The sequence below is a fragment of the Streptomyces sp. CB02980 genome (assembly GCF_014451325.2).
Taxonomy (GTDB): domain Bacteria; phylum Actinomycetota; class Actinomycetes; order Streptomycetales; family Streptomycetaceae; genus Streptomyces.
Map to the genome: position 1 here is coordinate 266,344 of NZ_JACSCH020000006.1, position 19,523 is coordinate 285,866.

At 72.9% G+C, this 19,523-nt stretch carries 14 protein-coding genes; 3 read left to right on the forward strand and 11 right to left on the reverse strand.

Going from position 1 to position 19,523, the window contains the following annotated elements:
* Positions 1–24 precede the first annotated feature (24 nt).
* Together E0F75_RS15650 and E0F75_RS15655 are read left to right on the forward strand one after the other, a co-directional pair.
* Positions 25–912, forward strand: coding sequence for an alpha/beta hydrolase (locus E0F75_RS15650; protein WP_187623126.1), 888 nt, complete (start codon positions 25–27; stop codon positions 910–912).
* Positions 909–5,549, forward strand: a complete 4,641-nt coding sequence (locus E0F75_RS15655) for a caspase family protein (RefSeq protein ID WP_187623127.1) — start codon at positions 909–911, stop codon at positions 5,547–5,549. Before E0F75_RS15650 ends, E0F75_RS15655 begins: the two co-directional genes overlap by 4 nt.
* Positions 5,550–5,582: 33 nt before the next feature.
* Here E0F75_RS15655 and mnmA read toward each other — a convergent pair whose 3' ends face one another.
* On the reverse strand, positions 5,583–6,734 hold the full coding sequence (gene mnmA / locus E0F75_RS15660) for a tRNA 2-thiouridine(34) synthase MnmA (RefSeq protein WP_187623128.1): 1,152 nt from the start codon (positions 6,732–6,734) through the stop codon (positions 5,583–5,585).
* 61 nt (positions 6,735–6,795) lie between these two features.
* Between mnmA and E0F75_RS15665 the strand changes: the two genes are divergently transcribed.
* The gene (locus tag E0F75_RS15665; RefSeq protein WP_187623129.1) at positions 6,796–7,491 is read left to right on the forward strand and encodes an N-acetylmuramoyl-L-alanine amidase; all 696 of its coding nucleotides are present in this window, start codon (positions 6,796–6,798) and stop codon (positions 7,489–7,491) included.
* Between the two features lie 105 nt (positions 7,492–7,596).
* Here the strand turns inward: E0F75_RS15665 and E0F75_RS15670 are convergent, their stop codons facing one another.
* The 10 genes from E0F75_RS15670 to E0F75_RS15715 all read right to left on the reverse strand — a co-directional run bounded on the left by E0F75_RS15670 (position 7,597) and on the right by E0F75_RS15715 (position 19,360).
* On the reverse strand, positions 7,597–8,760 hold the full coding sequence (locus tag E0F75_RS15670; RefSeq protein WP_187623130.1) for a cysteine desulfurase family protein: 1,164 nt from the start codon (positions 8,758–8,760) through the stop codon (positions 7,597–7,599).
* Between the two features lie 430 nt (positions 8,761–9,190).
* Positions 9,191–10,081 (reverse strand): thioesterase family protein, encoded by an 891-nt coding sequence (locus E0F75_RS15675; RefSeq protein ID WP_229312683.1) that lies wholly within the window; start codon positions 10,079–10,081, stop codon positions 9,191–9,193.
* Between the two features lie 23 nt (positions 10,082–10,104).
* Positions 10,105–10,782 (reverse strand): trimeric intracellular cation channel family protein, encoded by a 678-nt coding sequence (locus E0F75_RS15680; RefSeq protein WP_073912656.1) that lies wholly within the window; start codon positions 10,780–10,782, stop codon positions 10,105–10,107.
* Between the two features lie 266 nt (positions 10,783–11,048).
* On the reverse strand, positions 11,049–12,248 hold the full coding sequence (locus tag E0F75_RS15685; protein ID WP_187623241.1) for an ABC transporter ATP-binding protein: 1,200 nt from the start codon (positions 12,246–12,248) through the stop codon (positions 11,049–11,051).
* A gap of 8 nt (positions 12,249–12,256) precedes the next feature.
* Positions 12,257–13,360, reverse strand: a complete 1,104-nt coding sequence (locus tag E0F75_RS15690) for an ABC transporter ATP-binding protein (RefSeq protein ID WP_187623131.1) — start codon at positions 13,358–13,360, stop codon at positions 12,257–12,259.
* The gene (locus E0F75_RS15695; RefSeq protein WP_187623132.1) at positions 13,357–14,355 is read right to left on the reverse strand and encodes an ABC transporter permease; all 999 of its coding nucleotides are present in this window, start codon (positions 14,353–14,355) and stop codon (positions 13,357–13,359) included. Before E0F75_RS15695 ends, E0F75_RS15690 begins: the two co-directional genes overlap by 4 nt.
* Before the next feature lie 114 nt (positions 14,356–14,469).
* Entirely contained in the window at positions 14,470–16,233 is a 1,764-nt protein-coding gene (locus E0F75_RS15700) for an ABC transporter substrate-binding protein (RefSeq protein WP_187623133.1), read from the reverse strand.
* A gap of 109 nt (positions 16,234–16,342) precedes the next feature.
* Positions 16,343–17,365, reverse strand: a complete 1,023-nt coding sequence (locus E0F75_RS15705; RefSeq protein ID WP_187623134.1) for an ABC transporter permease — start codon at positions 17,363–17,365, stop codon at positions 16,343–16,345.
* Between the two features lie 363 nt (positions 17,366–17,728).
* Positions 17,729–18,520: an enhanced serine sensitivity protein SseB C-terminal domain-containing protein gene (locus E0F75_RS15710; RefSeq protein ID WP_187623135.1), complete on the reverse strand. Its 792-nt coding sequence runs from the start codon at positions 18,518–18,520 to the stop codon at positions 17,729–17,731.
* Positions 18,521–18,619: 99 nt separating this feature from the next.
* Positions 18,620–19,360, reverse strand: coding sequence for an enhanced serine sensitivity protein SseB (locus E0F75_RS15715; protein WP_187623136.1), 741 nt, complete (start codon positions 19,358–19,360; stop codon positions 18,620–18,622).
* Between the last annotated feature and the right edge of the window lie 163 nt (positions 19,361–19,523).

Here is a 19,523-nt window from a genome sequence, read left to right on the forward strand (position 1 = left end):
GGACAACGGAGATCGGGGGCTGTGATGGCACGAGTCGTGGTCGTCCACGGGGTGGGTCAGGAGTATCTGGGTCGCAGGAGCCTCCAGGGGCCCGTCGCCGCCGCGCTCGCCGACGGCGTCGACGGGGCCGCGCGGGCCGGGGACGTGCCCGCGGACGCCGTACCGGCGGTCGAGGACGTCGACGTCGCCTTCTACGGCGACGCGTTCCGCGCCCCCGGCGCCAAGGCGGGGCAGGCCGGCCCGCTGTCCGCCGCGGACGTGACCGACCCGTACGAGCGGGAGCTCCTCCTGGCCTGGGCGGACGCGGCGGTCCGCGGGCAGGAACCCCGGGGCGACACGAAGGCGCCGACACCGCAGGTGGTGCAGCGCGCCATGAACGTACTGCTGCGCTCCCCGTTCCTGCCGGGGCCGGTGGCCGAGCGGTTCCTGCTCGGTGTACTGCGGCAGGTGCGCCGCTACTTCGGCGAGGACGCCGTGCGCGCCCGGGCCATGGAGGCCGTCGCCTCCCGCGTGGGGCCCGACACGACCGTGCTCGTCGGTCACTCCCTCGGTTCCGTCGTCGCGTACGAGGCCCTGTGCGCCCATCCCGAGTGGCCCGTCCGGACCCTGGTGACCCTCGGTTCCCCGCTCGGCATGCCGTCGCTCGTCTTCGACCGGCTGCGCCCCGCTCCCCACGCCGGCCGCGGCCGCTGGCCGGAGGGGCTCGCGCACTGGACGAACCTCGCCGACCGGCACGACGTGGTGGCGTCGGTCAAGGAGCTCGCCGGTCTGTTCCGCCCGGCCGACGGCACGGCGGGCGGAGTGCTGCGCGACGTGCCGGTCGACAACGGGTGGAAGGTGCACGACCTGCTGCGTCATCTGACGGCCCGGGAGACGGGCGCGGCGATCGGCGAGGGGCTGCGGGCGGGGTGACGGAGGCCGTGGAGCCGAAGCGGTACGTGCTGGCCTTCGGCGCCGCGCGGTACGCGCACGAGGAACTGCCCGCCCTGCCCCGGGTCGCCGACGACCTGGCCCGGGTGCTGGACTCGCTCGCCGGCGTCGGGTACGAGCCGGTGCCCGTCTTCCCCGACGGCAGCCTGGATCCGCCCGGCCCCCAGGACGTGCTGCGGCCGTTGCTGCGCTGGCTCCCGGAGGGCTTCGAGGACGACGACGCGTTGCTCGTCTACTACAGCGGGCACGGGCAGGCGGACGGTCGGGAGCACTTCCTGATGTGCGCGGAGTCCGATCCGGGCTCGGCGGAGGTACGGATCACCGCCATGAGCACCCGTCAGCTCGTGGAGCTCCCCGCGCGCAAGGGCGTCCGGCGGATCCTGCTCGTGATCGACGCCTGCTACGCGGGCCAGGGCGCCGTGGACGCCTTCACCTGGGCCGTCGAGGCCAAGCACGCGGTCGCCCACGCGCCGAACACCGACCACCGCTACCTGAAGTCCTTCGGCGTGCTCAGCGCGGCGCGGATCACCGAGGAGGCGCAGGACGGCGCGTTCAGCGCGGCGCTCGCCCATGTCCTCGGCGACGAGGGCTGGCTCGGCCACCGCTCCAGTCACATCTCCCTGTCGGACCTCACGGGCGCGCTCAACGCGGAGTTCCGGCGCCGGGGCGTCGACCACCACGCAGACTGGGCCCAGCTGTGCGACGACACCGTGCGCGGGGACACCGCCACCGGGTTCTTCCGCAACCCCTTCCACGTGCCGGAACTGGGCCTGGTCGACCGCGACCTCGACGTCGCCGAGCAGCGCCACTTCGTGCGGCGGCTCGAAGCGGCGTCCGGATACGGGGCGGCCGAGCGGCAGCGCCGGTACAAGGATCTGGTCGAGCACTTCTCGCCCCGCGGGACGGGCCGGCAGGCCGTCCAGGAGACGGGCCACTACTTCACCGGCCGGGTCCGCGTCCTGACCCGGCTGGCCGGCTGGCTGCGGAGCGGGAACGACCAGGAGGCCCGGGTCTTCGTCGTGACCGGCCCGCCGGGCGTCGGCAAGTCCGCGGTGCTCGGCCGTCTCGTCGCCCTGGCCGACGACGACGCGCGCGGTGTCGTCCCGGCCGGCACCATCGCCCCCGGGACGGCGCCGCCGTCCGGTTCGGTCACCGTGGCCCTGCACGCCCGCGCCCTGTCGCTGCCGCAGGTCGTCTCCGCGCTCGCCGCCGCGTTCGGCTGCCCCGAGCCGACCGAGACGGCGCTGCGCGCCCGTCTCGCGGAGCCCGGTCACGTCGCCACCGTCGTCGTCGACGCGCTCGACGAATCGGGCGTCGCCCACGACGAGGAGCGCCGCATCGCCCGCTTCCTCGCCGACCTGGCGGCCTCGGCGCCCCGGCTGCGGCTCCTCGTCGGCACCCGGCCCCATCTCGCGGGCGCGGTGGCGGACGGGGCGCCGTACACCCGGGTCGTCGATCTCGCGTCCTCCGACTGGACCGAGCCCGACGACCTCGTGCGGTACGCGGCGAGCATCCTGCGGTCACCGCTCGGGCCGCACAGCGGGACGGGTGTGTCCGACGCGCTGATCGACTCGGCCGCGGCCGAGATCGCGCGTGCCTCCGACCCGATCTACCTGGTGGCCCGGCTGATGGCGCGCTCGGTCGCCGGCTCCGGGCTGCTGCGGACCCGCGCGCCGCTGGCGCTGCCCGCCCGCGATCCGGCGGCGGGCCCGGCGGCCCAGGTCGGCCGTGCCTTCCGGTGGGCGCTGGCACAGCACCTGGCCCCGGCGGAGGTGGCCGAGGTCGGCGCTCTCCTGCTGCCGCTGGCGTACGCGGAGGGGCACGGCATGCCCCTCGCCCCGATCTGGGCGGCGCTCGCGGCCGACCGGCCGCGACAGGTCGGCCCGACGGCCGAGCGGCTGACGCGGCTGCTGCGCGACGAGGCCGTCGGCCCGTATCTCGTCGAGGCCCTCGACGAGGACGACCGCTCGGTGTACCGGCTCTACCACCAGGCGCTCGCCGACGAGTTGCGGCGCCACGACGCGCCGCCGGACGCCGAGACACGGTGGTACGTACGGCTTCGGGACACGGTGCCGCGGGCGGCCGACGGGACCGTGCTGTGGCACGCGGCCGACCCGTACGTCCTGCGTCATCTGCCGGCGAAGGCCGCGGCGGCGGACCGGCTCGACGAGCTGGTCACCGACGGTGAGTTCCTCGTGCACGCCCACCCGGCCGGACTCGCCCCGTGGTTGCACGGGCTGCGGACCGAGCAGGCGCGTTCGGCCGCGGCCGTCTACCGCGCCCATCTGGATCTCCATCAGGACATGACGCGCGAGGAGCGCCGGCACGTCCTCGCCTGCGACGCCGCCCGGCACCGGCACACCGCCCTGCTCGCCGGGCTGAACTCCGGCGGGAAGGTGGGGCGTTGGCGCCCCCAGTGGGCGGCGGCGGGCAGCACGCCGACCACCCTCTCCGTGCAGCGCCTGGCCGACGGCCGGGGGCCGGTCGAGTCGGCGGCCTTCGTCGGGACGGCGGGGCGGGACACCGTCGTCGTCCTCGGCGGCGGGACACCGCAGGCCTGGGCGCTCGCGACGGGGCGGACGTCCGCACTGCCGGACGCGGTCGCCGAACGGCAGGTCACCGCCCTGACCGCGACCTCGTCGGCCGGGCACGACCTGCTCGTCACCGGCACGGAGACCGGCGCCCTCCGGTTCCACGACCTCGCCACCGGAAAGACCCTCACGGCCGAGCCGGTGGAGGAGAGGACCGCGCGCGGGTCCGTACCCGCGGGTGGGAGGAACGTGCGCGTGGACGCGCTCGTCACCCTCGAACTGGACGGCCGGAAGGCCGTGGTGAGCGCGTGGGCCGACGGGGAGCTGCGCGCCTGGGACGTCGCCGACGCGAGGGCGCTGCCCTGGCGGGTCCGGCTGCCGGACGGCTGCTGCGGCGGCCTGGCGGTCGTCACCGTCGACGCGGACCCCAAGGCGGAGAACCTCGCCCTCCGCCGGGGCCGGGACCTGGTCGTGGCCGGCGGTCCGCAGGGCGTCCTGTACGTCTGGGACCCCCTGCGCGGAATGCTCACGACGAGCGCGGAGGACCCGAGCCGTCCGGCGCTCGACTCGGTCGACTGCACCCTGCTCCACGCCGTCCCCGTCGCCGTGACGGCCGACCGCGCCGCCGTCCGCATCTGGTCGCTGCGGCGGCCGCGCGCACCCCGCGAGGTGGGCACCGTGCCGCTGCGGTCTCCGGCGGTCGCGGTGTCCTGCACCACCCTGGGCGGCCGCCCCACGGCAGTGCTGGCGTGCGCGGACGGCACCGTCCACCTGCTCGACCTGGAGAGCCGCCGGCTGACCGCGTCCTCGGCGGCGCCGCCGTCACCGGCGGAGGCGGTGCCACCGTCCGCCGGCCCCGCACCGGCGCCGCCGTTCACCACCCTGCGCACGCACGCCTCCGCCGACGGCGCCGTCACCGCCGTCCTCGGCGCGTCCGACGGGTCCGTGCACGTGTGCGACGTGACGGCACCACCCGCCGCGCCGAGCGCCGGCCACACCCGGCCCGTGACGGCTGTGGCCTGCGTCGGAGGCGGGGACCAGCCCCGTTACGTGGTGACCGCGAGCACCGACACGACGGTACGCATCCGGTGGATGGAATCGGGAGCGAACGCCCTGCCGCCGCTCACCGACGCGGTGTCGGCGTTCACCGGCGTCGTCGCCGCCTCCGTCGACGGTCGGCTGGTCGCGCTGACCCGGGCCGCCAACCGCCCGGCGGAGGTGTGGGACCTGTCCAGCGGCATGACGATGGACCGGCAGTCGCCTCGCTGGCCCGTGGCGGAGACCGTCGGCCGGTACGGGGGCCGCCCGGTCGCCGTCACCGCCGGTCGCACGCACCACGTGGAGGTGTGGGACCTGATCAGCGGTGTCTCGCTGCGCCGGCTGGAACAGGGCCCGGGCCCGATCCCGGTGACGGCCCTCGCGTGTGCGCCCGGGGACGGGGGGCTCGCCGTGGTCGCCGCGCGGGCGAACGGCTCGGTGATGATGTGGCGCGACGCCAGGCGTCCGCGCCGCCACGAGCTGCGGATGGACTGGGAGGCGGTCGCGGTCGCGTGCGTCCGCGCGGAGGGCCGCCCGGTGGCCCTCATCGCCTGCGACGACGCGGCGATCCGGGCCTGGGACGGCACCGACACGGTCACCGTGGCCCGCTGGGAACCGCGGCGCGACGGGCCGGAGGCGTCCGCGCCGGCGTTTCCGGGCGGGCGGACGAGCCGGGTCACGGCGCTCTCGGCACATGTCGTGGACGGCCGGCTGCTGTTCGCGGTGGGGGACGGCGACGGGCGGGTGACGGTGTGGGAGACGCACGCCGGGGCCTGGCCGCCGCCCGCGTGCGGCGACGCCGCCGACTCGTTCACCATGCCCGGCGGCGTACCGGTCACCGCGCTGGAGTTCGCCCCCGACGGGCGTCTCGTGATCTGCGCGGAGACGGACGTCCATGTCTTCGGCACCTCGCCGGCACCCGAGCCGGCCGACGGCCCGACCGCGCCTCCGCGCCCGCTCCCGGCGCCGCGGGCGGCCGGGTCCGGGGACGGCGGGAGGCGGGAGGCGGCGGGAGCCGCCGCCCGGCCGGACCGGAAGGGGCGGACCTAGGGGGCGTCTGCGAGACACCCCCTGGGGGTGGGCCTACGCCGTCGCCGGTGCTGCCGCCGTCGTGCGGCGGGTCGTCGTCGCGATCGTGGCCGAGCCGACCACGCGCGTGCCGTCGTACAGCACGATCGCCTGGCCCGGGGCCACGCCGCGGACCGGCTCGTCGAAGGCGACCGCGAGCTCGCCGTCCGTCAGGGACGCCGTCACCTCGGTCTCGCCGCCGTGGGCGCGGAGCTGGGCCGTGTAGCGGCCCTCGCCCTCCGGCGCGGTGCCGCACCAGCGGGGCTTGACGGCGGTCAGCGCCGTGACGTCCAGGGCCTCGACGGGGCCCACCGTGACCCTGTTGTCGACCGGCGAGATGTCCAGGACGTAGCGCGGCTTGCCGTCGGCGGCGGGGTGGCCGATCCGCAGGCCCTTGCGCTGGCCGATGGTGAAGCCGTACGCGCCCTCGTGGCTGCCGACCTTCGTACCGGCCTCGTCGACGATGTCACCCTCCGCCTTGCCCAGGCGGGAGGCGAGGAAGCCCTGGGTGTCGCCGTCGGCGATGAAGCAGATGTCGTGGCTGTCGGGCTTCTTCGCGACCGCGAGCCCGCGCCGCTCGGCCTCCGCGCGGATCTCGTCCTTGGTGGTGAGCGTGTCGCCCAGCGGGAACATCGCGTGCGCGAGCTGCTTCTCGTCGAGCACGCCGAGCACGTACGACTGGTCCTTCGCCATGTCGGAGGCGCGGTGCAGCTCGCGGGTGCCGTCCTCGTTCAGGACGACCGTCGCGTAGTGACCGGTGCAGACCGCGTCGAAGCCGAGGGCGAGCGCCTTGTCGAGCAGTGCGGCGAACTTGATCTTCTCGTTGCAGCGCAGGCACGGGTTGGGCGTGCGGCCGGCCTCGTACTCCGCGACGAAGTCGTCCACGACGTCCTCGCGGAAGCGCTCGGCGAGGTCCCACACGTAGAACGGGATGCCGATGACGTCGGCCGCCCGGCGGGCGTCGCGGGAATCCTCGATCGTGCAGCAGCCGCGTGCTCCCGTACGGAAGGACTGCGGGTTCGCGGAGAGGGCGAGGTGCACGCCGGTGACGTCGTGGCCGGCCTCGGCGGCACGGGCGGCGGCGACGGCGGAGTCCACTCCGCCGGACATGGCGGCAAGTACCCGGAGGGGACGGGTCTGGGGGCGCGGGGGCGGAGTCTGAGTCATAGCCCTACCAGGGTACGGGGCGCCGGGAACCACGGTCGCGGTAGTAAGCGTTCTCGGTGGCATGGGGAGCAAGGCGAGTGGTGCGGGCAGGGCCGGCGGTTCGGGAAAGGCCGGCGGTTCCGGCAGACGGGTGGGGCGGCGCGCGGTGCTGCTGGGCGGCGGGGTCGCCGTCCTGGGGACGGCGGCGCTGGCCAGGGACGAGCTGGCGCGTGCCTGGTGGCGGCTGCCGGGGATGGAGAGGAAGCGGGTCGAGGGCGAGCTCGACCACCGGGCCGCCGAGTGGACCTCGGCGTCGCGGGCGAACTGGCGGCGGGCCGACCGGCCGGACGACTACCGGATCGACCGGGTCGTGATCCATGTCGTCCAGGGCAGTTACGCGACCGCCCTGAAGGTCTTCAAGGACCCCGGGCACGGGGCCGCCGCGCACTACGTGGTCCGCAAGGACGGGCATGTGGCGCAGATGATCCGGGAGCTCGACGTCGCGTTCCACGCGGGGAGCCGCGACATGAACGAGCGGAGCATCGGCATCGAGCACGAGGGCTTCGTCGACCGGCCGCAGGACTTCACGGCGGCGATGTACGCGGGGTCGGCGCGGCTGACGGCCGACATATGCGCCCGGTACGGGATACCCGTGGACCGGGAGCACATCATCGGGCACGTCGAGGTCGAGGGCACCGACCACACCGACCCCGGTCCGCACTGGGACTGGGACCGCTATCTGAAGCTGGTGCGGGAGGCGTCGAAGACGCGCGCCTGAGCGCCCGCACGCGGTTCGCGTGCGGGCCTGGGCGCGGGTCTGGGCTCACGCGCTGGCCGCGCGCCGGCCTGGGCTCTCACGACCCGCGCGGGCCTCGGGCGCGGGTCAGCTGAGGCCCGCGGTCCGGGCCCGTTCCACGGCGGGGCCGATCGCGTCCGCGACCGCCGCGACGTCCTCCTTGGTGGAGGTGTGGCCGAGCGAGAAGCGCAGGGTGCCCCGGGCCAGGTCCGGATCGGTGCCGGTGGCGAGGAGGACGTGGCTCGGCTGCGCGATGCCGGCGGTGCAGGCGGAGCCGGTGGAGCAGGCGATCCCGGCCGCGTCGAGCAGCAGGAGCAGGGAGTCGCCCTCGCAGCCGGGGAAGGTGAAGTGGGCGTTGGCGGGGAGCCGCTCGACGGGGTCTCCGCCGAGGATCACGTCGGGGACGAGCGCCCGGACCTCGGCCACGAGCTCGTCGCGCAGCGCGCCGATCTCCCGGGCGAACTCCTCGCGCCGCTCGGTGGCGAGCCGGGCGGCGACCGCGAAGGCGGCGACGGCCGGTACGTCGAGGGTGCCGGAGCGGACATGCCGCTCCTGGCCGCCACCGTGCAGTACGGGTACGGGGGTGTGCTCGCGGCCCAGGAGCAGGGCGCCGATGCCGTAGGGGCCGCCGATCTTGTGGCCGGAGACGGTCATCGCGGCGAGTCCCGAGGCGGCGAAGTCGACCTCGGTCTGGCCGACGGCCTGGACGGCGTCGGCATGCAGCGGTACACCGAACTCGGCGGCGACGTCGGCCAGTTCGCGGACCGGCATGACGGTGCCGATCTCGTTGTTGGCCCACATGACGGTGGCGAGGGCGACGGATTCGGGGTCGCGGGCGATGGCCTCGCGCAGGGCCTCCGGGTGCACGCGGCCGTACCGGTCGACCGGCAGGTACTCGACGTCGGCGCCCTCGTGGGTGGCGAGCCAGTCGACGGCGTCGAGCACGGCGTGGTGCTCCACGGGGCTGGCGAGGACGCGGGTACGGCGGGGGTCGGCGTCGCGGCGGGCCCAGTAGAGGCCCTTCACGGCGAGGTTGTCGGCCTCGGTGCCGCCGGAGGTGAAGACGACCTCGCTCGGCCGTGCGCCGAGGGCGGCGGCGAGCGTCTCGCGGCCTTCCTCGACGGTCCGCCGGGCCCGCCGTCCGGCGGCGTGCAGGGAGGAGGCGTTGCCCGTGACGGCGAGGTGGGCGGTCATCGCCTCGATCGCCTCGGGCAGCATGGGCGTGGTCGCGGCGTGGTCGAGGTAAGCCATGGTGGGTCGATTCTACGAGCCCGCGCCCCCGGCCCTGGCGGGTGGCCGGTTTACGCCGCCGGGCGCGGCGGATGCCGGGGCCCGGGGCCGTGTCCGCGCCGGGTGGGCGGAGGCCCGGGACCAGGGCCGGCGGCGCGCCCCTGAAGCCGTCCTCCGAGCGTCCTCCGCCCGGCCGGACGTGGGGCGCCCGGGGCCGCCTCGGCCCGGTGCCCGGATTCTCCGGGGTGCGGGTGTCTTCGGGTCCCGGACGTGGCCGATGGCTCACGTCCGGGACCGTCCCGGAGCCGATCGGTCCCCTTCGGGACCGGGATCGGGTCCGGGCCGTACGCGCTCCGGGCCGTACGCGCTCCGGGGTGTGCGGCCCCGGGGCGTACGGACCCTGTCGTCGCCCGTCGGCGCGTTCCGGCTCGGGGTCGGAGCCGGAACCGCGTCAGGCGCGCGGCGCGCGGGCCAGCTGCCGGGACTGCGCCACCAGACGGTCGGCGCTGTCCCAGACCTCCGCGTCCTCCTCGAGGAAGCCGCCGGCGAGGTTGCGGGTGGTGATGGAGACCCGCAGCGGGCCCGGGGCCGGGCGGCAGCGGATGTGGGTGGTGAGCTCGACGGTCGGGGTCCAGCCCTTCAGGCCCAGCTCGAAGGAGGTCGGCGGCAGCGCGTCGACCGTCAGGAGCAGCGACAGCGCGTCCGGCTCACGGCCGTCCGCGAGGCCGAACCACGCGCGCATCTCGCCCTTGCCGGACGGCGCGCCGATCGCCCAGCCGACGCAGGCCGGGTCGAGGCGCAGGTCGAGCCGGTCGGCGATCGCCGAGGAGCCGGGGATCGCCGGGGTCGGGCCGTCGGAGGCGGCGAAGCAGTTCTCGACGGCGGCCATCGCCGGGGGCGTCGCGGTGGTGCGGACGTCGTCGGGGAGCGTGTCGAGGTCGCCGTACGAGGCGAGGACCCGGATGCGCTCGACCTCGGTGCCGTCCTCCGCGTACTGGAAGAGGGAGGCCTGGCCGGTGGAGAGCGTACGGCCGGTGCGGACGGTCTCCGTCCTGATCACCGCGGGGCCCGGCGCGGACGGCGTGAGGTAGTGCGCCGAGATCGTGAACGGGTCGGGGTGCGGGAGGTGGTCGCCGAGGGCACGGCCGAGCAGAGCGAGGAGGTAGCCGCCGTTGACCGCGTGGATGATCGTCCAGCCCGCGGAGAGGTCGGCGTCGTAGACGCCGGGCTCCCGGAGGGCTACGGCGGTGTCGCGGTCGAACTCGTACGCGCGCTCGTCGTCGCGCTCGCCCTCGCGTCCGCGCTCGCTCGTCGCGACGGGGGTCTCGATGCTCGTGCTCATGTTTCCGACGGTACCCCAGGAAGCTACTGAGCGGTAGCTTTTTCCGGTTCCTCGCGCGCGGAGGACCGCCGGTTCCAGGCGCGGGGCGCGCGCCAGTGGTAGCGCATCGCGAGCAGGCGGAGCAGGAAGGCGGTGAGGACGGCGGCGCCGCTGGTCCAGCCGTTGAGCATGTCGAAACGGATGCAGAGCGCGACCATCGCGGCCCCGACGATCGCGGGGACGGCGTACAGGTCCCGGTCCCAGCGCAGCAGCGACGGCACCTCGTTGGCGAGCACGTCGCGCAGGACGCCGCCGCCGACGGCCGTCGCGAGACCCAGCGCGGCGGAGGAGGTGAGGCCGAGGCCGTAGTCGTACGCCTTCGTCGTACCGGTCACGCAGAAGAGGCCCAGGCCGGCGGCGTCGAAGACGTTGACGGCGGTCTGGGTGCGCTCGACCTCCGGGTGGAGGAAGAAGACGAGGCCCGCGGCGATCAGGGGCATGAGGAAGTAGCCGAGATCGGTGAAGGCGGCGGGCGGTACGGCGCCGATGATCAGGTCGCGGAAGAGACCGCCGCCGAGGGCGGTGACCTCGGCGAGGACGGCGATGCCGAAGACGTCGAAGTTCTTGCGGACGGCGAGGAGGGCGCCGGAGATGGCGAAGACGAAGATGCCGACGAGGTCGAGGGCGTGTTGGACGGAGGGGGTGAACAGGTCGTGGAGCACCGACCAATTGTGCCGGTAGTTCCCGTGGGGTCTGCGGGGGCTCCCCGTCCGGGGGCTCGGCCCCCGGACGGGGCGGGGGACTTCCCCCACCCCGCCCCTCCCCGAAACCCTGACGGGACCGGGGCTCCGCCCCCGAACCCCCGGGCCCCGGAGAGCTGGGGCCGAGGGCGGAGTTCCGGCCTGGGTCGCGCAGCCCGGGCCCCGCTGGGCACCCCGCACGCACGGAGGCCCCCGGTCGCCTTTCGGGACCGGGGGCCTCCCCTGTGTCATGCCTTCGGTGCGTCGTCCTCGGTGGTGGCCGCGGCCGGTGCCTCGGATGCCTTCGGCTCCGCCGGTGCCTCCGGTGCCTCGGGTGCCTCGGGTGCCTCCGGTGCCTTCGGTGCCTTCGGTGCCTTCGGGTCGGACGGGGGCTCCGTCTTCGTCGTTGCCTGCGGCTCCGGCTTCCTGATCTCCACCGACTCCCTTGCTCCCGGGATCGTCAGGGACTCCGCGTTCTCCGGGTGGTGGCAGGCCACCCGCTGGCCCGGCCGGAGTTCGACCAGCGGGGGTTCCGCCGTGCGGCAGACGTCCGTGGCCTTCCAGCAGCGGGTGTTGAAGCGGCAGCCCGGCGGCGGGGCGATCGGGGACGGGACGTCGCCCGTCAGGAGGATGCGGTCGCTCTTCGCGCCACGCCGGCGGGGGTCCGGGATCGGGACCGCCGACATGAGGGCGCGGGTGTACGGGTGCATCGGGTTCTCGTAGAGGGACTTCCGGTCCGCGAGTTCCACGATCTTGCCCAGGTACATCACCGCGATGCGGTCCGAGACGTGCCGGATGACCGACAGGTCGTGCGCGATGATCACGTACGTGAGGCCGAGCTCCTGCTGGAGGTCGTCCAGGAGGTTGACCACCTGGGCCTGGATGGAGACGTCCAGGGCCGAGACCGGCTCGTCCGCCACCACGAGCTTCGGCTTCAGGGCCAGCGCGCGGGCGATGCCGATGCGCTGGCGCTGACCGCCGGAGAACTCGTGCGGGTAGCGGTTGTAGTGCTCCGGGTTGAGGCCGACCAGGCCGAGCAGGCGCTGGACCTCCTTCTTCACGCCGCCCTCGGGCTCCACGCCCTGGAGCTTGAAGGGGGCCGAGACGATCGTGCCGACCGTGTGGCGCGGGTTCAGCGAGCCGTACGGGTCCTGGAAGATCATCTGGATGTCCCGGCGGAACGGGCGCATGCCCGAGACGCCGAGGTGCGAGATGTCCTTGCCCTGGAACTCGACCGTGCCGCCGGTCGGTTCGAGGAGCCGGGTGATCAGACGGCCCATCGTGGACTTGCCGCAGCCGGACTCGCCGACGACGCCGAGGGTCTCACCGGGCAGGACCTCGAAGTCGATCCCGTCGACCGCCTTGACCGCGCCGGTCTGGCGCTGGAGAAGCCCCTTCTTGATGGGGAAGTGCTTCTTCAGGCCGGTGACCTTGAGGAGGGGTTCCATGGTCTCGCTCACAGTTTCGGCGCAATCTCTTCGGTCCAGATACGGGTCCGCTCCTCCTGCGGCATGTGGCAGGCCGAGAAGTGGCGGTCCCCGGCCGGCGCGAGCTCCGGCCGCAGGGTGCGCGTGATGCCGCCCTTGGGGACGTCCGCGTACGGGCAGCGGGGGTTGAAGGCGCAGCCGCTCGGGATGTTGATGAGGCTGGGCGGGTTGCCCTTCACCGGGATGAGCCGCTCGGTCTGTTCGCGGTCGATCCTCGGCATCGAGCCGAGCAGGCCCCAGGTGTAGGGGTGCTGCGGCTCGTAGAAGACGGACTCGGCCGGTCCGCGCTCGACGCAGCGCCCGCCGTACATCACGAGGATGTCGTCGGCGAGCTCGGCGACGACACCGAGGTCGTGGGTGATGATGACGACCGCGGAGCCGAACTCCTTCTGGAGGTCCCGCATCAGGTCCAGGATCTGGGCCTGCACGGTCACGTCGAGCGCGGTGGTCGGCTCGTCGGCGATGAGCAGCGCGGGGTTGTTGACGAGCGCCATGGCGATCATCGCGCGCTGGCGCATGCCGCCGGAGAACTCGTGCGGGTAGTTGTCGAACCGCTTGGCTGGCTCGGGGATGCCGACCCGGTCGAGGAGTTCGATGGCCCGCTTGCGCGCCGTCTTCTTGTCGACGTCGTGGTGGACGCGGTACGCCTCCACGATCTGGTTGCCGACCGTGTAGTACGGGTGCATCGCGGACAGCGGGTCCTGGAAGATCATCGCCATGTCGCGGCCGCGCATCCTGCGGACCTCGTCCGGGTCGGCCGAGAGCAGCTCGCGGCCGTTGAGCCAGATCTCGCCCGAGATCTTCGCCTTCTGCCGCCCGTACTGGCCGACCGTGTGCAGGCCCATGATGCCGAGCGAGGTGACCGACTTGCCGGAGCCGGACTCGCCCACGATGCCGAGGGTCTTGCCCTTCTCCAGCTGGAAGCTGAGACCGTCGACCGACTTGACCAGACCGTCGTCGGTCGGGAAGTGGATCTTCAGGTCGCGCACGTCGAGGAAGGCGTCGGAGGGGGCGGACCCGGTGGCGACGGGTTCTCCCACCGCCGCGCCGGTCTTCGTCAGCTTGTCCGTCATGCGAGCCTCACTCGGGGGTCGATCACGGCGTACAGCAGGTCCACGACGAGGTTGGCGATGACGACGCAGGCCGCGGTGATGAGCGTGACGGCCAGGATCAGCGGCAGGTCGCGCTCGCTGACGCCCTTGATGGCGAGTCCGCCGAGGCCGTGGAGGCTGAACGCGGTCTCGGTCAGGATCGCGCCGCCCACGAGGGCGCCGAGGTCCATGCCGAAGATGGTCAGGATGGGGGTCATGGTGGAGCGCATGGCGTGCTTGCCGAGCACGACGGACTCCGGGAGGCCCTTGGCCCGTGCGGTGCGGATGTAGTCCTCGCCGAGGACCTCCAGCATGGTGGCGCGGGTGAGCCGCGCGTACATCGCCGCGTACAGGAAGGCGAGGGTCACCCAGGGAAGCAGCAGGCCGCCGAACCAGCCACCGACGGACTCGGTGATCGGCACGTACGAGGCGTTGAGCCAGCCCAGTTGGGTACGGAAGACCAGCATCGCCAGCATGGCGGTGAAGAAGATGGGCAGCGAGACACCGGCGAGCGCGGTGATCATGGCCGCGCGGTCGATGATCGTGCCCCGCTTGAGCGCGGAGACGACGCCCGTGGAGACACCCAGGATCAGCCACAGCACGGCGGCGCCGATGACCATGGAGAGGGTGACGGGGAAGGCGTCGACCAGCATCGACGAGACGTCCTGCTCGGTGCGGAACGAGTAGCCGAAGCAGGGCGCCGCGCAGTGGATGGTGTCGCCGCCGCCGGTGTAGTCGCGACCGACGAAGATGCCGGAGACGAAGTGCCAGAACTGCACCAGGAGTGGCTCGTCCAGGCCCAGTTTCTGCCGGACGGCCTCGATGGATGCCGGATCCGCCTGCTTGCCGACGAACATCGCGGCAGGGTCGCTGCCGGTCAGCTTGGGTATGAGGAAGAAGATGCTGAGCGTCACGAGCGTGACGACGAGCAGCATCACGACGACTGCGAAGAGTCGCCGGACTATGTATGCAAGCATGCGGTCGGCCGGTCGGCGGCCGGGGGACCCGATCGGGTCCCCCGGCCGCCGCCCTCGGCCATCACCTGCCCTTCGGACCTGGCGGCGGGTGGTGCGCCGGTGGAACGGGTCGGATTACTTGACGACGCCGAGCGACGCGTAGTCGTAGCGGCCGTTGTAGGCGTCCGCCGTGTAGACGTTGGTCAGCCGGGAGCTGCGCCAGATGATGTTCTTCTCGTGGGTGAAGGGCAGGTAGACCGCGGCCTCCGAGACCTTCGTGTTGATCTGCTTGTAGAGCTCGCCGGCCTTGACCGGGTCGGTCTCCTTCAGCGCCTGGTCGAACAGGCCGTTGACGGCCTTGTCGTTCAGCTCGGAGAAGTTGTTGTTGCCGCTCTGGAGGATGAAGCGGCCGTCGACCAGCGGCTGCAGGAAGCCCTGTCCGCTCGGGAAGTCGGCGCCCCAGCCCATGATGATGATGCCGTAGCCCTTGTCCTTGACGACCTTCGGCGAACCGATGATGCCGGACGTCTGGGCGCCGTCGAACTGGTCGATCTCGGCCTTGATGCCGACCTTCAGCAGCGACTGCTGGAGGGACTCGGCGGTGGCGATCTCGATCTTCTTGTTGTTGCGGACCGCGATCGTGGTCTCGAAGCCGTTCGGCTTACCGCACTTCTTCAGGGCTTCCTTGGCCTTGGCCAGGTCCGGGGCGCCCCCGAGCTTGCCGTACGGGTCGGCCTTCGGGTCGGCACCCTTGATCGCCGGCGGCAGCATGTTGGAGGCGATGTCGCCACCGGCCTGCGGGCCGCCACGGGCGGTCTGCAGGGACTTCGAGTCGGCCGCGTAGATGATGGCCTTGCGGCACTCGACGTTGGGGATCACCGTCTGCGGGAAGACCGCGTAGCGGATGAAGCCCGTCTGCGGGTTGTCGACGTTGCCCTTGTGCTGCTGGAGCACCTTCTGGCGGGCGGAGGCGCCGACGCCCGTGGCGTTGATGTCGAGGTCGTACTCGCCCTCGACGAGGCGGTTGTCCATGTCGTCGGCGTTCGTGGTGAACGTGACGCTGACGCTGTCCGGGAGGGCCTTGCGGATGGTGTCCGTCTTGGCGTCCCACTTGTCGTTGCGGACGAGCTTGATGGACTTGTTCGGGGTGTACGACTGCCACTTGTACGGGCCGGAGGAGAAGGGCTTCAGGCCGTACTTGGCCTTGGTGTCCTTGTCCTGGCGGACCGGGGAGGCGGCGGGCATGGCCAGCATCTGCAGGAAGTCACCGTTGGCGACCGGCAGCTTGAAGATGATGGTCTTGTCGTCCGGGGTCTCGATCGCCTTCAGGCCGAGCTTGTCCGCGGAGGTGTCCTTGTAGGGACCCTTGTACTCGCCCTTGGGGTCGAGGACCTGCTGGAGGTAGATCGGGCCGCCGGAGATGACGTCCTGGGCCCAGATGCGCTCGATGCCGTACTTGATGTCCTTGGAGGTGATCGGCTTGCCGTCCTCCCAGGTCACCCCGTCCTTCAGCGTGAAGGTGTAGGTGAGGCCGTCGGCCGAGACCTTGCCGGCGTCGGTGGCGAGGTCCGGGACGAGCTCGGTGGAGGCGGCGCCCGGCTCGGCCTTGAAGGTGACCAGCTGACGCGTGTAGTAGCGCGCGAAGTCCCACACGAAGCCGTAGTAGCCGCGCTGCGGGTCCCACGAGTCGGCCTCCTGCGAGCCGATGAACTTCAGCTCGCCGCCCTTCTTGTCGGAGGCGTTGGCGACCTTGTTCACACCGGCGTTGAAGCCGGGCGCACCGCCCTTGCCCTTGTCGCCGCTGTCCCCGGTGCCGCCACCGCAGGCGGTGGTGACGACCATCGTGGCCGCCGCGAGCAGCGCGCCCGCGGCGATTCTGCGCTGAGAGCTCTTCAGCATGGTTCCAGCAACCTCCGGGATAGTGGCGGCCGTACGGCGGTCCGCCGATTGGGGTTTGGCCTCCTGTCGCCAGCGGCAGGGGCGGGTCGTGCGGGTCGTCGGCGAACGGTCAGCGGGAGCCCTTCGGGTCGAGCGCGTCACGCACGCCGTCGCCGAAGAGGTTGAACGCCAGAACGGTGATGAAGATCGCGAAGCCGGGGATCACCATGAACAGCGGGTCCGACTCGTAGGTGGTGATGGCCGTCGACAGCATCTGTCCCCAGGAGGCCGTGGGCGGCTTCACACCCGCGCCGAGGAAGCTGAGCGCCGCTTCGGTGAGGATGTTGGTGGGGATCATGAGGGTCGCGTACACCGTGATCGGGGCGATCAGGTTCGGCAGCAGCTCACGGCGCAGGATGTAGAGGCGGCCGGCGCCGAGGCTCTGGGCGGCCTCGACGTACTCGCGGTTGCGCAGCGAGAGCGTCTGGCCGCGGACGATGCGGCCCACGTACGGCCAGCCGAAGAAGCCGATGACGAGCACCAGGGCGGCGATGCGGACGCCGGAGCCGTCGAGGCCGAGGAGCTGGTTCGGCAGGACGGAGACCAGGGCGATCGTGAAGAGCAGCTGCGGGAAGGCGAGCATCACGTCCATGACCCGGCTGAGGGCCGCGTCGATCCAGCCGCCGAAGTAGCCGGCGATGATGCCGAGGATCGTGCCGAGGACGACGGCGAAGACCGCCGCGAGGAAGGCGACGAGCAGCGAGATCCGGGCGCCGTAGACGATGCGGCTGAAGACGTCGCGGCCGTTGACGGGCTCGACTCCGAAGAGGAAGTCGGAGCTGACCCCGCCCCAGGACCCGATCGGGGTGCCGAACAGCGGGTCGATCTGGTCCTCGTGGAACTCGTCCGGCGGGTGGCCCAGGAGGCCCACGATGACCGGCGCGAAGAGCGCGACGAGGACGAGGAAGATGACGATGAAGGCGCCCGCGAGGGCCAGTTTGTCTCGCTTGAGGCGGGTCCAGGCGATCTGCCAGGGCGAGCGGCCCTCGATCGCCTTGGCGGGGGCGTCGCCGGGAGTGCCGGGGGCGTCGGGCGCGCCATCGACGGTGGCGGTCGCCTCGCCCGCACTCTTCTCGTGCAGTGGTGCCGTCATCGTGGTGAGGACCCCTCTCGGCCGCCGGTAGCCGGCCCTTGCCCGCCGCGGGTAGCGGCTCGGTGGAACAACCTGCTGGGCACCTGCTCGAAAGGAGCCGAACGCCCGGTGTTCCGGGGAGTCTTCAATGCGCTTGTGATCACCCGCCAGCCCTGACGAGGAATGTTTGCTCAAACGTGATGCGGTGCTGCGACTTCCGTTATCCGGACGTCGCGATCACGTGAGCGGACCATCTCGGGTCCTCTTCCCCCCAATCGGACATGTCCCCTCAACTAGGCGTTCGAGCTCCTCAATTGGGGCGAACGAAAGCCTCCGGAGCAAGCTCCGGAGGCTGGTGGGGCAGTACGTGAGAAGGGGTACGTCTCAGTATCCGGACGGCGCCGGCGGCGGGTATCCGTAGCCCGGAACGGGCGCGGAGCCGCGTCCGGCGTGCGCCTCGCGGTCGTAGAACGGGCGGCCGTTCGCCCGCAGCCAGAGGGCGACCGGGTCGTACGCGTCGGAGAGGGCGACCGTCGAGACGGGCAGCCCCTCGGGTACGGCTCCGATGGACTGGCGCATCATCGCCCGGACCGTGTCCACGGCCGCCGGCGAGGTGTCGTACAGATCGAGGCCGATGGCGAGGTACGGGGAGCCGAGCGCGGGCTGCACCCAGCCGCGGCGCAGCGCCCGGACGGCCGGGGTGCGGTGCGCGTTCTGCGTGAGGAGGGCGTAGAACTGCGGGATCTCCAGGGTGGGCTCGGTGACCCGGAGCGGCCCTGCGGGCATCCGGTCGAGGCCCGTGGCGATCCGGCGCAGGTCGGCCCAGGGGATGCCGACACCACCGCCGGGGGCGTGCGGATTCAGCCAGACGCCCCAGCGGTCGGGGTAGAGGGCGCGGGCGATCTCCCGGCCGGTGACGAGCTCGTGGGCGCGGTGCCAGCCGGAGGCGGCGAGTTCCTGGGCGGAGGTGACGCAGGGCGCGTAGCCGAAGCCGTCGACCTCCATGTTCCCGTACTGGGCGTCGGACGAGCCGGGCGAGCCGTGCCAGAGCAGCATCCAGAGCTCGCCGTCGGCGAGGGCGTGCAGCAACTGCTCGTACGCGTCATAGCGTCCGGGTGCCACCTGGCGCAGCATGTGCTCGACCTGTCCGGTCGCAGCGGTGCCTGACGCGCTCACCCTGGGTCCCGCCCCTCTTCCGTCACCACGTCTGTGCCGACGTCCGTCCTGACGACGTCCGTCCTGCTGTCGAGAAGTTCAGCTTAAACAGGCCGTCCGTCACACGGCGGCGCGCTGGTAGAAGGGGCGCACCCGCTCCAGCATCCAGTCGCCGACCGGGTCCTGCGCCATGTCGAGCAGGATGAGGTTGACCGGCCAGGCGCATTCGACGCGGCCGAGGGCGCGGCCGAGGGCGTCCAGCGGCGCGTTGCGGTCGACGCCGTCCCAGGCGACGAGCTGGACGCCGACGAAGAGGGCGGGTTCGGTGCCCTCGACACTGGCGAGCGCCCGGCGGGCGGTGGTGACGACGCCGGTGGCCTCGAACTCGGCGGACGCGGCGGCGAGGAAGTCGACGGGGTCGTCCTGCCAGTCGGGCTCGAAGAGCCGGACGCGGCCGCCGGTGGCGGGCCCGTCGAGCGGGGTGCGGCCGACGCGGCAGAGCTCGGCGACGGCCGGCGGGGGCAGCGGGACGCCGACGACGCCGCCCGGGTTCACGGCCATGCCGAGCTGCGGGGGCAGGCCGCGGGCGAACTCACGGGCCGGGGCGACGGTGAACGACATGTGGCTGCCGACGCAGGCGAGGAACTGCTCCTCGGAGCTGAAGACGGGGACGTACGCCGCGCCGTCGATCTCCATGGTGGGGAGGTCCAGGTTCGGGCTGTCGGGTCCGCCGCCGTTGGGCAGGGGCACCCAGACCGGGCTGCGGCCGAGGACCTCGACCAGGCGGGCGCCCGCCGAGGGGTTGCCGAGGGAGGCGGCAAGGACCTCTTCGAGCTCGTTGCCCGGCCACGTCACGTCCACGGTCCCGTTTCCCCTTCTCGCACGGCCTGCCGTACCGGCCGCCCCGGCAGCACCCTAACGCCGCCCCGGCGCCGCCGTGGCCAAAAGAAGGGGTACGGGCACTCCTGGGCAGGGGCGTACGTCACAGCGGCCCGCGCAGGGCCGCCCCGGCGTTCGTCGGAGC